Here is an 11,921-nt window from a genome sequence, read left to right on the forward strand (position 1 = left end):
TCCGTCAAGCGCCGGCCGCAGGCGCTGGCCAGAATCGATGCATGCGCCTGCTGCTGGTGGAGGACGACGACCTGCTGCGCTCGACGCTGAAACGCGACCTGGAGCGCCTGGGCTATGCCGTCGACACCGCCGCGGACGGCGAACAGGGCGAGTTCCTGGGTGCCACCGAACGCTACGACGCCGCGGTGCTCGACCTTGGCCTGCCCGGGCTGCCCGGCCTGGAGGTGCTGCGGCGTTGGCGCGCTGCCGGCCAGGTCCTGCCGGTGATCGCGCTGACCGCGCGCGACCAGTGGCACGAGCGCGTCGAAGGGCTGAAGGCCGGCGCGGACGACTACCTCGGCAAGCCCTTCCACTTCGAGGAGCTCGCGGCCCGCGTCGCGGCGCTGCTGCGGCGCGGCGCGGCGCGCCACCCGCGCCTGGGCAGCTGCGGCGTCGAGCTCGACGAGGAGCACCAGAGCGCGATCATCGACGGCGCGCGTGTCGAGCCGCTGACCGCCCTCGAGTTCCGGCTGCTGCGCTGCTTCATGCACCAGCCCGGCAAGGTGCTGTCCAAGGCCTGGCTCGGCGAACACCTCTACGAGCTCGACGCCGACCCGGACAGCAACGTGATCGAGGTGTACATCAACCGGCTGCGGCGCAAGCTCGGCAAGGACCTGATCAGGACGCGCCGCGGCCAGGGCTACGTGTTCGACGGGGAGCCATGAACTCGCCGGTTGTCGTTGGCGCGCTTCCCACGGCGCGCCGGGAGGGTCCGCGGCCCGCGGTCTCGCTGCGCCGCCGCCTCGGGCGCATCGTGCTGGTGCTGCTGGGCGGCTTCGCGGCGCAATGGTTGATTGCCGACCGCATGATCGTGCACGTCGGCGAGAGCGAGATGGCCACGCGGCTGCAGCACGACGCCGATTCGCTGGTCACCACGCTGTCGGTCGACGCGCAGGGCGCGCTGCAGGTCGATGCGCGGCGGGCGGGCGTGGTCTACGAGCAGCCGTTTTCCGGCCACTACTTCGTGCTGCGCACTGGCGCGCAGCTGCTTCGTTCGGCATCGTTCGGCGAGGTGCCGCCGTTCGAGCCGCCGCCCGCCGATCGCGACGCGGTCGACCGCATCGACGGGCCGCGCGGCCAGCCGCTGCTGGTGCTGACGCGGCGCATCGACGTCGCCGGCCGGCCCGTGGCGCTGGCGGTGGCCGAGGACCTCACGGCGCTGCGCCACCAGCTGCGGGAGTTCCGCCTGCTGTTCTTCAGCGCGTCGCTGGGGGTGCTGCTCGCCGCGCTGCTGCTGCAGGCCCGCGAGATACGCCGCGCGCTGGCGCCGATCGAGTCGGTGCGCGACGCCATCCTGAAGCTGCCGGCCGGCGGCGAGCCGGTGGCGCTGGAGGGCGCGCCGGCGGAGATCCAGCCGCTGATCGACGAGATCAACCGGCTGATGGCGTTCGTCGAGACGCGCCTGCGCCAGTCCCGCACGTCGATCGGCAACCTGTCGCATGCGCTGAAGACGCCGCTGGCCGGGCTGTTCCGCCTGCTCGACGACGAGCGCCTGGCGCCCCATGCCGACCTGCAGCGGCAGATGCGGCAGCAGGCCGACGCGATCCGCACGCGCATCGAGCGCGAGCTCAAGCGCGCCCGCCTGGCGGGCGACCAGCGCGCCGGCACCCGCTTCGATCCGCGCGCCGAGATGCCCGCGCTGGTCGAGCTGCTCGGCCGCATCCACCGCGACAAGGCGCCGGTGATCGAATGGCACGCCCCCGCCGGCGTGCTGCCGTTCGAACGGGAGGACCTGCTCGAGCTGATCGGCACGCTGGCGGACAACGCCTGCAAGTGGGCTGCGCGCCGCGTCGTGATCGAGCTGCGGCTGCAGCACGGCCTGGACCTGGTCGTCGCCGACGACGGGCCGGGCTGTGCCGACGAGCTGCTGGCCTCGCTCGGCGCACGCGGGCAGCGCGCCGACGAGTCCGTGCCGGGCCACGGCCTGGGGCTGGCCATCGCCCGCGACATCGTCGAGGCCGCGGGCGGCCAGCTGGCCTTCCGGCGCTCCGCGGCGCTGGGCGGCCTGGAGGTGTCGGCGCACCTGCCGGGATAACCGAGGGCCGCGCTGGGGCTTGCATTGTTAAGCCTCGATTTATGTTCGATGCGTAGAACCCCGTACCTGGCACTCACCGCACCGCCAGGAGGATGATCATGGCCACTTTCACACCCTATACCGGAAACGGAGCGGGTGATACCGCCCTCGTCGCCGCGCTGTCGCCGAGCGCAGGACTGGCCATCGATGCCGCGTCGATCGTGCTCGTGCACGCGGGCGACGGTGCCGGCGGCAGCGTCAACTTCTACGACGGCTCGCTCGCCGCGCTGGGCATCGGCGCCGGGCTGCTGCTGACCTCGGGCACCACGCCCGGAACCGCCAACACGATGCCCTGGTTCGGGCAGGACAACAGCGGCGGCCCGGGCACCTTCTACAACGGCGATGCCGACATCGACGCGGTCGTCAACGCGGTGTTCAAGACGCAGTCCTTCGACGCCACGACCCTGTCCTTCGACTTCACCGTCACCGACCTGTCCGCGACGTCGATCAGCTTCGACCTGGTGTTCGGGTCCGACGAGTATCCCGAGTGGGTCGACCAGTTCGTCGACGCCGCGGTGGTGCTGGTCAACGGCGTCAACGTCGCGCTGTTCAACCACGACCCGATGCACCCGCTGAGCGTGATCGGCTCGAACCTCGCCGCCGGCTACTTCCAGGACAACGAGAACCCGGCGACCGCGCTGCCGATCGAGTACGACGGCGTCAGCCACGTGCTGAAGATCGTCGCGCCGATCCTGCCGGGCGGCGTCGTCAACCACCTGAAGATCGGCATCGCCGACACCGGCGACCACATCTACGACAGCGGCCTGTTCATCGCCAACCTGACGGCCGGCAACATCCCGGGCTCCGGTGTCGTCAATCCGGGCACCGGCTGCGACGACGGCGACAACAGCGTGTCCGGCAGTGCGCAGGACGAGTACTTCGACCTGAAGGCCGGCAACGACACGGCCTATGCGGGCGGCGGGGACGACATCGTCGTGGCCGGCGCCGGCGACGACCAGGTCTACGGCGGCAGCGGCAACGACCAGCTCGAAGGCGACGCCGGCAATGACCTGCTCGATGGCGGCAGCGGCATCGACACGGCCTGCTACGCCGGCAGCAGCGCGGATTACACGGTCGCGCCGGCCGGCGGTGGCTTCAGCGTCAGCGCCGGCCCCGGCGGCAGCGACGGCATCGACACGCTGCTGAACATGGAGCAGGCCAAGTTCAGCGACGGCCTGTTCGGCATCGCCGCGGACGGCAGCTTGCTGCCGGTCACCGATCCGGGCGTGACGCCGCCGGCCAATACGCCCGGCACGGTCTTCGTCACCGGCATCGCCGCCGCGGGCAAGACGCTGAGCGCCACCGTGAGCGATGCGGACGGCGTGGCCGGTGCGGTGACCTGGCAATGGGCGTCGTCGGCCGACGACGGCGCCACCTGGACGCCCATCGCCGGTGCCGACCAGAGCAGCTACGTGGTCGGCGCCGCCGACGACGGGCTGATGCTGCGCGCCGGCGCCTCGTTCATCGACGGCAAGGGCCATGCGGAGCAGGCGCTGAGCGAGGGCAAGGCCTTCGTGTCGTCGGACGACGGCGACTTCAGCGTCGAGCTCATCGTGCTGGCCACCCCGGCCGGCGCCAGCGTGATGAACCCGCTGACGACGCTGCTGGCGCAGGCGATCACGCTCGGCGTCTCGCCCAACCTGGCGGCGCAGACCATCAACCAGGTGCTGGGCATCGATCCGCCGATCGACCTGAAGCACCACGACGCTTGGGAGGCGCTGCAGTCCGGCCCGCCCGACGTGCCGCCGCTCGACGCCGCCGCGTTCGCGGTCGAGAAGCTGGCCGTGCAGGTGGCGGTGCTGGCGTCGCTGTCCGGCGACCAGACGGCCCTAGCGACGGCGCAGGCGGTGGTCTTCGCCGGCCAGGCCGGTGCGACGCTCGACCTGACGGACCTCGATCAGATTGCCGCCATCCTCGGCCTGCCGGCCGACGATCCGGTGGTGGCCGAGATCCAGGACCGCAACTGGAACATCTTCGAGGCCACGACGGTCGCCGACATCGAGGCCGTGTGGGCCGACATCCTCAACGGCGGCCTGTCGACGACGCTGGCCGACCTGAGCCTGCACGTCAACCAGGCGCCGACCGGCAGCGCCAGCGCCGAGCTGCCGCCCGCGCTGCAGGACACCGGCTACGACCTCGCCGCCGCGACGCTGCTGGCCGGCTTCAGCGACGCCGACGGCGATGCGCTGTCCGTCACCGGCCTGGGCACCGACCAGGGCAGCGTGACCGACCACGGCGACGGCCACTTCACGATCGAACCGCCGGCCGGATACGCCGGCCCGATCGAGCTGAGCTACCAGGTGAGCGATGGCCAGGGCGGCCTGCTCGACGCGACGCAGCTGCTCATCGTGCTGCCCGGCGACCACGAGGCGACCGGCGCACTGGCGATCGGCGGCACCGTGCAGGAAGGGGCCACCCTCTTCGCCAGCACCGCCGGCATCAGCGACGCCGACGGCAGCTTCGGCGCGAGCTTCCAGTGGCAGATCGACGGCGCCGGCGGCTGGACCGACATCGCCGGCGCGCACGCCGCCAGCCTGGCCATTCCCGCCGACCAGAGCTACGTCGGCCACCAGCTGCGGGTGCTTGCCACCACGACCGACAGCCAGGGCGGCACGACCGACTTCGTCAGCGCAGCGCAGGTGGTCGCCAACGTCAACGATGCGCCGACCGGCAGCGTGACGATCCAGGGCGCGGCGGTGGCCGGGCGCGCGCTGCAGGCGCAGCACACGCTGGCCGACGACGACGGCATGGCCGCGGCCGCGGTGACCTACCACTGGCTGGCGGACGGCGTGGAACTGGCCACCGGACCGACCTTCACGCTGACCGCGGCCGAGGCCGGCAAGGGCATCACCGTGGTCGCGAGCTACGTCGACGCGATGGGCACGCCCGAACAGGTCGGCAGCGAGGTGCTGGGCGCGGGCCTCACGCTCACCGGCGGAGCGAAGGCCGACACGCTGGTCGGCAGCCCCTGGAACGACGTGCTCAGCGGCGACCGCGGCGCCGACGTGCTGCTCGGCCAGGCGGGCGACGACAACCTGATCGGCGGCGCCGGCAACGACACGCTGTCCGGCGGCCTCGGCAACGACACGCTGATGGGCGGCACCGGCGCCGACCGCCATGTCTTCGACACCGCCTTGCAGGCGGCCCAGAACCTGGACCGCATCGTCGGTTTCCAGCACGGTGTCGACACCATCGTGCTGGCCCCGGCGATCTTCAGCCGGTTCGCAGGCCCGCAGCAGGTCACGCCCGACAACCTGGCGTTCGGCAGCGCGGCGACCACGCCGACCCAGTACCTCGTCTACGACCCGCTGCAGGGCACGCTGTCCTATGACGCCGATGGCAGCGGCGCGACGGCCGCGGTGGCCTTCGCGACGCTGGTCGGCGTCCCGGCGATCGACTGGACCGACTTCGGCGTCGGATCGTGATTTGAACGCCTGACCCCGCAATCCTGAGAGGCACCCCCATGCGACTTTCCACTCCCCTGCTGCTCGCCGCGGCCGCGCTGCCGTCGGTTCTCGCCGTCGGCGCCGCCGCCCAGACCAGCGTCCAGATCGGCACCAGCGGCAAGACCTATGCGTCGACCGCGGTGTCGTGCACCGCCCATCCCACCACCGGCTTGCGCACGCCGGCCGTCGAAGCCGGGCTCTTCAATCCGAAGCGCGGCGCGACCGCCAGCGTGTCGCTCGACGGCGCGCCCGTCGGCACCGTCACCACCGAGAGTCCCTCGGCGACCGTCTGGCTGTCCGACGGCTCGCACCTGGTCGTGGTCGCGCCGAGCCGCAAGACGGCCGACAGCTATCGCTTCACCGTCCCGGCCGGCTTCTGCGCCACACCCGATACCTCGGGCAACTGGTTCAGCGCCGACGGCACGCTCGAATACGCCGCCAGCGGCAAGTCGTACGCCACGGTCACGCCCGGCTGCGCGCTCAACGGCGCCACCGGTCTCGCGCAGCCCTACGTGCACCTCTTCGACAACGGCGGCTTCCTGCTCAACGTGTCGGTCAACGGCACGCCGCTGACGCAACTCAGCGCGAGCCGGCCGCACACCCCGGTCTTCCTGCGCGCCGGCCTCAACGTGATCTCCGCGGCCAACGGCAGCCTCTCCGTCGACTACTACGTGCGCGACGGCGGCAGCGGGACCTGCACGCTGCCCTGAGCAAGCCCGGAGATCCGGCACCTGCCGCGCGATGGCCTGCTTTCGTCAGCGCGTGGTCGAGCACGGGGGCCGCATCGGTGCAGCCCCCTCCCTCAGGCGTTGAAGTTCGAGCGCCTGCTCGACGACGGTCCGGCGCAACTGCTGGTTCTCCTGCTCGACGCGGCTGGTCGCGGGGTCGTGGTGCGCGGGAACGATCGGTTCGCCGCAGGCCAGCAGCGACGGGATGGCCCGTGTCAGATCCAGGCGCATCGTCTTGTGGATCTCCTGCAGCGTCTCGCCCAATTCGTCATCGGACCTCTGCGCCAGATGAGGGGGCATGTCCACCAGGTGGGTCCTGAAGCTGCTGCCGTTCCTGCCGCGCTTGTCGAGCGGTTCGGCACGCATCGAGATCTCTCTGGGATTCGCGGGATCGCTGCTGTAGGTGATGCGGCACACCGCAAGTCCGGCGATGTGTCCCGTGGAATCCGCGTAGACGGCGAGTTTCATGGCCGGCTCCTCATTCATGGCCGAGGATGTAGAACGACGTGTTCTGATAGGCCGTGGCTGTCAGGAAGAAGCGCGCGTACGGATCGGGTCCGTTCGAGGCCTCGCCGATGCTGGGCTGCTGGCTGCCCTGGTCCCTGGACGAGATGGTGCCGAACGACGAGGTGTTGGCGGGTTCGACGCCCACCAGCACCCCGGTCGGATCGGAATGAAAGCCCGAGACCCACCAGCGTGCTTCATGGCCTGCTTCCATGAAGGCGGGACCGCTCGCCCATCTGATTCCCATGGCATTCCCCTGTTATGGAGAACTCACGGTGGGCGCATTCAACGCAGATGCATACCCCTAGGATCGCGGCGAATGAAATTGAGATCCGGCGTGTGCGCTGCCCCACAGAGGCGAATGGGTGACGGGTGCGATAGTGCTGCGCCTGCGGGAGCCGCCGCGACGCGGCGGCCGTCCGCAAGGACCGATTCCACTCGCCTCTGCGCCCATGCAAGGCCCGCTGCAGCAGCGGGCGCCTGCCACGGGTCAGCGCGGCATCACAGCCACAGGCGCAGCAGCCCGAAGTCGTTGTTGCTGCCGCTCACTTCGCCGCCCAGGATCGCGCGCACCGTGGGCACGCGGTCGTCGCTCTGCAGCACCAGGCCACGTGCGCTGTCGGCCTTGGTGCCGGCGGCCACCGGACGGATCGCGATGCCACCTTCGCCGAAGAGCGCATCGAGTGCACCGCCCGGCAGCAGGCGCACCGCGACGAAGTCGCCGGCCGAGCTGTTGTCGCGGTAGCTCCAGCCGCCGAGCAGCAGCTTGCCGTCGGCCTGGCGCACCACCGCGGTCGCGTTGTCCCAGTTCGTCGGGTTCACAGCCACCGTGACGAGGCCGCCCTGGCCGAAGCTCGGATCGAGCGTGCCCGCAGCCGTCAGCTGTGCGGCGGCGAAGTCGTTGTAGATGCCGCCGGCCAGCACCATGCGCCCGCCGGGCAGCAGCGCGACCGACCGCGCGGCGCCGATGTTGCGGCCGAACAGGCCCACCACCTTGCCGCCGTTGCCGAAGCTGGCATCGAGCGTGCCGTTCGGCAGGTAGCGCGCGGCATGGAAGTCGCCTTCGCCGCCGACCGCGAGGATGCGCTGCTGGCCGTCGATCACCGGCAGCGCCAGCGCGTAGACGATGTCGCCGCCGCTGTTGGCCGTCATCGGCGTCACCACCTTGCCGCCCTGGCCGAAGCCGCTGTCCAGCGTGCCGTCGGTGTTCAGGCGGATCAGCGCGAAGTCCTGGCCGGTGATGCTGGTGCTGGTCAGCGTGGTGCCGCCCACGACGATCTTGCCGTCGTCCTGGATCGCGACCGCGAAGGCCCGGTCGGTGCCGTTGCCGGCGCCGATCGGCAGGATGAAGCGGCCGCCATCTGCGAAGGCCGGGTCCAGCGTGCCGTCGGCGCGGTAGCGCAGCACCAGGAAATTGGCATCGACACCGGTGGCGTCGGTCCAGCCGGCGACGACGATCTTGCCATCGGCCTGCACGGCGATCGCCCGGGCGCTGTCGCCGCGCGCGCCGACCTGGGTGACGACCTTGCCGCCGTTGCCGAAGGCCGGGTCGAGCCCGCCGTCACGCCCGTGGCGGGTCAGCGCGACCACGGTGCCGGCGCTGATCGCGGTGGTGCCCGCGGTCAGCACCTTGCCGTCGGCCTGCACCGCGACGGCATGCGCATAGTCCTCGCTGGTGGCGACCTGCGTGACCTGCGCGCCGCCGCCGAAGGAGGTGTCGATCGCCCCCGGCACGCCGCGCACGGTGAGCGTCAGGGGGCCGGTGGCGACGGCGGTGCGGGCACCGAAGGCGGCACTGGCGTTCAGCTGCACGGTGGTCGGCAAGGTGTGCGGCGCGGCGGCCTGCGCGGCGATGGTGAATTCGGCGAAGGGCGCGCCGGCGGCCACCGTGACCGGCGCCGCGCTGACGCCGGCCGGCAGGCCCGACAGCGACAGCTGCACCGGGCCGGCGAAGCCGTTCAAGCGCTCGACGTTCACTCGCAGCGTCGTGTGGCTGCCCTGCACGACCTGCAGCTTGTCGGCGGCCGGCGTGCTGCGCGCACCGGCGGCCGTCGGCACGATGAAGTCGGTCAGCGCGCCGACGTGCACCGGGTCGTTGCCGAAGGCGCCGCCCATCACGTAGACGCCGTTGCGCACATAGGGGCCGTCGTCGGTGACGACACCCAGGTAGACGCCGGTGGCCGGGTAGTGGCGGTAGGCGAACGGCGCCAGCGACCCGGTGGCCGCATGCCCCGGGAAGTGCTGCGGGAAGCTGGACTCGGCGAAGTCCATCAGCTGGTTGGCCGCGGCCAGCGGGTCGTGCACCGTCAGGCTCGCGGAGGCCTGGGCGGCCGCCAGCGCCTGGCGGCGTTCGCCGCCGGCGGCGGCCAGTGCGGTCGCCGCGGCCTGGGCCACGGCAGGGGTGGCGGCAAGGGTGGTGGCAGGGGTGGCGACCGCGGGCGCGGCGCTGTCATCGCCGCCGCCGCAGGCGGACAAGGCGGCGGCCAGCAGCGTGGTGATGGCCCATCGGGCAAGTCGGGAGTGCATCGGAAAGTCCTCGGTGACGATGCCAGGCACTCTAGGAAGCCGGCTTGCCGCCGGCATCGCCCGAACGGGCCATGGCCCGTCGGCGGTGGGCCATGCCCCGCACCGGCGCTGCGCGGGCGCGCGCGGCCGGTGCGCGCGTCAGCCGACCCGGTCCGTCGCCCGCAGGCGCACGCACTGCGGGTGCGCCTGCCAGCGCGCCTTCGCGCACTGCTGCTGCATGCAGCGGTACAGCGCGAAGTCGCTGCGCCCGCCGCACGACTGCCGCGGGCCGGTCGCCTTGCGGGCGGGCGGCGGCGGCTCGACCGCTGCGCCGGCCCGCGCGACGGGGGCTGGGGCCGGCGGCGTGGCGGGGGGCGGCGTCGTGGCCACAGCCGGCGCGGCCGGGGCGACCGTGGCGGCGGGCGGTGGCGGGCTCGGGGCCGGCGCGGGTTCGGGCGCGGGCGCGGCTGCGACCACGGGCGCGGCGGTGGTCGGCGTCGGCGCCGCGGGCGCAGCCGATGCCACCGGCTGCGACGCCGGCGGCGTCGATGGCGGGCGCCACGACCAGGCCAGCGCCGCCGCCACACCGGCGAGCGCGATACCCGCCAGCACGCGCGCGCCGGTGACTTGGCGCCGGGGGGGCGCCGGCAGCGGCGGATCGGGCAGGTCCAGCGCCGGTGCCGCGGCCTGTGTGACCGCCGCGGCCGGCTCGTCGCGCTCCGGGATCGACTCGAGCACGCGCCGGATCAGATCGACGGTGGCCGGGTCGACGGCCTCTTCGTCCGCGGCGGTCGCCACCGGTGCCGCGGCGGTCGCCATGGGTCCCGCGGCGGGCGCGGGTGGCCCGGGGATGGCCGGGGCGTCGGGTGGCGGGACGTCGGCCGCGGCCGGCGCCGGCCGCATCGACGGCGGCTTCACGCCCTGCGCGAGCCATTGCCGGAATTCGGCGACCGTCTGCGGCCGCTCGTCGATCTCCGGCGAGCCGGCGGCGTCCAGCGCCTGCAGCAGCCGTTCGCCGTAGCGCAGCTGCGGCAGGTCGAAGTACAGCTGCTCGATGGTGGCCGCCAGCGGTTCCGGCGCCGTGCCGTCGGGCGGCGGCAGCAGGCCGGTGAGCATGAACCGCAGCGTGCGCGACAGCGCGAAGAAGTCCGTCCACGGCCCGGTGCGGCGCTCGGCCGAGGGCTGCAGCAGCTCCGGTGCCAGGAAGCCCGGCTCGGCCGGCCGCGGGTCCACAAGCCGGGTCGCGCCGGCATCGGGCCGCCGCAACGTCGGCCCGAGCAGCAGCACCCGGCCGTCGTCGCCCAGCAGGATTCGCGACGGGTTGACGCCGCCGTGCACGCCGCCGAGGCGCTGGAAGGCCTCCAGCGCACCCAGCAGCGCCGTCAGCAGCCGGCGCAGCGTGGCCTCGTCGGGCGGCGTGCTGCGGTCGTGCCGGGCCTGGCGCCACGTGCGGCCGGCGAACCACGGCATCACCCAGTACGCGGTGCCGTGCAGGCGCAGCAGCTGGTGCACGCGGACCAGCGACGGGTGGTCGCAGCGCGCCAGCAGCCGTGCTTCGTCGATGAAGGCATCGAGGCCGCGCCGGAAGTCGGCCGGTGGGCGGTCCGGCAGCGGCTCGACCTGCCCGTCGTCGCGCCGTCGCGCGAGCGCCGATGGCAGGTATTCCTTGACCGCCACCGGGATGCGCAGCGCATGGTCCCAGGCCTGGTACACGACATGGTCGGCATCGCGGTGCGCCACCCGCTGCAGCTCGAAGCTGGCGAGGCGATGGCCGGGCGGCGCAACGCCGTCGAGCGGGTGGGTCGCGGGATCGGAGGCCTTCATCGGCAACGTCGTCGGCGGATCATCGGCGCGTCATCGTCGCGTCTTTGTGGGAAAGGGATGCCCATGGCGCGGCACGCTAGCCCAGCGGCCGCCGGCCCTGTTAGCCGATGTTGTGCCGGCGCCGCGGCGCCCCCGGGCAGCGGCCGAAGGCGGCTTACCTCCGCTTGCGACAAAGGCCGCGGCAACGAACGAAACGCGGTGCGCGGGCCGTCGAGACCGGCCTGCAACGGGCGCGTCGCAGACTGCGTGCTTCGACCGCCACCGCACCCGCTGCACCCCTGCCATGCGCACCCTGCCCTTCATTCCGTCGCTGCTGCTCGTGGGCGCTGCCGCGCTGCTGGTGGCCGCCCCGTCCGCCGAAGCGGCCGACGACGCGCCGCTGGAGCAGCTGGCCGCCTGCCAGCAGTCCTGGCTCGACTGGAAGCAGGACAACGCGGTGGCGGCGCGTTTCCGCGACTGGTTCCTGCCGCGCTTCGAGCAGGAGCCGCGCTCGCCGGCCTGGAAGCCGCGCCAGGCCTTCACCGTCTTCGGGCTGCCCGGCGTGGTGGTCTATCCGCAGAGCGTGGGCATGGCGCTGGGCTTCTCGGTCGAGGTGAACGCCGATGCCGCCACCGCCCAGCGCGCGATGGAAGCGGCGATCGGCCGGCCGATGAAATGCGAGAAGAGCGAGGGCGCCTGGGCCTGCGAGATGAAGCTCGGCGAGCGCCGCACCGCGCTGACGATGACCGAGAACGGTGGCCGCGGGCCGAAGACGCTGATCGGCTGCTACTACTTCTATCAGCAATGATGAGCGGCCAGCGC

The 11,921-nt window shown here is 72.6% G+C and carries 9 protein-coding genes; 5 read left to right on the plus strand and 4 right to left on the minus strand.

Annotated elements, in window-relative coordinates; genetic code table 11:
* Nucleotides 1-41 precede the first annotated feature (41 nt).
* From P1K89_RS17450 to P1K89_RS17465, 4 genes are all read left to right on the plus strand, one after another.
* Nucleotides 42-704, plus strand: coding sequence for a response regulator transcription factor (locus P1K89_RS17450; RefSeq protein ID WP_284617756.1), 663 nt, complete (start codon nt 42-44; stop codon nt 702-704).
* Complete coding sequence (locus tag P1K89_RS17455) at nt 701-2,074, plus strand: sensor histidine kinase (protein ID WP_284617757.1); 1,374 nt, start codon at nt 701-703, stop codon at nt 2,072-2,074. Before P1K89_RS17450 ends, P1K89_RS17455 begins: the two co-directional genes overlap by 4 nt.
* A gap of 98 nt (nt 2,075-2,172) precedes the next feature.
* Complete coding sequence (locus P1K89_RS17460) at nt 2,173-5,538, plus strand: choice-of-anchor L domain-containing protein (protein WP_284617758.1); 3,366 nt, start codon at nt 2,173-2,175, stop codon at nt 5,536-5,538.
* A gap of 38 nt (nt 5,539-5,576) precedes the next feature.
* Nucleotides 5,577-6,269, plus strand: coding sequence for a hypothetical protein (locus tag P1K89_RS17465; RefSeq protein ID WP_284617759.1), 693 nt, complete (start codon nt 5,577-5,579; stop codon nt 6,267-6,269).
* Between the two features lie 45 nt (nt 6,270-6,314).
* Here the strand turns inward: P1K89_RS17465 and P1K89_RS17470 are convergent, their stop codons facing one another.
* From P1K89_RS17470 to P1K89_RS17485, 4 genes are all read right to left on the minus strand, one after another.
* Nucleotides 6,315-6,755 (minus strand): hypothetical protein, encoded by a 441-nt coding sequence (locus tag P1K89_RS17470; RefSeq protein WP_284617760.1) that lies wholly within the window; start codon nt 6,753-6,755, stop codon nt 6,315-6,317.
* 10 nt (nt 6,756-6,765) lie between these two features.
* Nucleotides 6,766-7,038 (minus strand): hypothetical protein, encoded by a 273-nt coding sequence (locus tag P1K89_RS17475; RefSeq protein ID WP_284617761.1) that lies wholly within the window; start codon nt 7,036-7,038, stop codon nt 6,766-6,768.
* Nucleotides 7,039-7,292: 254 nt separating this feature from the next.
* Entirely contained in the window at nt 7,293-9,317 is a 2,025-nt protein-coding gene (locus P1K89_RS17480; RefSeq protein WP_284617762.1) for a delta-60 repeat domain-containing protein, read from the minus strand.
* Nucleotides 9,318-9,455: 138 nt separating this feature from the next.
* On the minus strand, nt 9,456-11,120 hold the full coding sequence (locus P1K89_RS17485) for a protein kinase family protein (RefSeq protein WP_284617763.1): 1,665 nt from the start codon (nt 11,118-11,120) through the stop codon (nt 9,456-9,458).
* A 283-nt stretch (nt 11,121-11,403) separates the two neighbouring features.
* Here P1K89_RS17485 and P1K89_RS17490 point away from each other — a divergent pair, with 283 nt between their 5' ends.
* Nucleotides 11,404-11,907: a hypothetical protein gene (locus tag P1K89_RS17490; RefSeq protein ID WP_284617764.1), complete on the plus strand. Its 504-nt coding sequence runs from the start codon at nt 11,404-11,406 to the stop codon at nt 11,905-11,907.
* Nucleotides 11,908-11,921 lie beyond the last annotated feature (14 nt).

It is taken from the genome of Aquabacterium humicola (assembly GCF_030167915.1).
GTDB classification, from domain to species: Bacteria; Pseudomonadota; Gammaproteobacteria; order Burkholderiales; family Burkholderiaceae_C; genus Pseudaquabacterium; species Pseudaquabacterium humicola.

Excerpts from the sequence above, each read along its gene's own strand:
- P1K89_RS17480 (WP_284617762.1), bottom strand. The coding sequence starts at position 9,317 with ATGCACTCCCGACTTGCCCGATGGGCCATCACCACGCTGCTGGCCGCC.
- P1K89_RS17475 (WP_284617761.1), bottom strand. The coding sequence starts at position 7,038 with ATGGGAATCAGATGGGCGAGCGGTCCCGCCTTCATGGAAGCAGGCCAT.
- P1K89_RS17460 (WP_284617758.1), top strand. The coding sequence starts at position 2,173 with ATGGCCACTTTCACACCCTATACCGGAAACGGAGCGGGTGATACCGCC.
- P1K89_RS17455 (WP_284617757.1), top strand. The coding sequence starts at position 701 with ATGAACTCGCCGGTTGTCGTTGGCGCGCTTCCCACGGCGCGCCGGGAG.
- P1K89_RS17470 (WP_284617760.1), bottom strand. The coding sequence starts at position 6,755 with ATGAAACTCGCCGTCTACGCGGATTCCACGGGACACATCGCCGGACTT.
- P1K89_RS17465 (WP_284617759.1), top strand. The coding sequence starts at position 5,577 with ATGCGACTTTCCACTCCCCTGCTGCTCGCCGCGGCCGCGCTGCCGTCG.
- P1K89_RS17450 (WP_284617756.1), top strand. The coding sequence starts at position 42 with ATGCGCCTGCTGCTGGTGGAGGACGACGACCTGCTGCGCTCGACGCTG.
- P1K89_RS17485 (WP_284617763.1), bottom strand. The coding sequence starts at position 11,120 with ATGAAGGCCTCCGATCCCGCGACCCACCCGCTCGACGGCGTTGCGCCG.
- P1K89_RS17490 (WP_284617764.1), top strand. The coding sequence starts at position 11,404 with ATGCGCACCCTGCCCTTCATTCCGTCGCTGCTGCTCGTGGGCGCTGCC.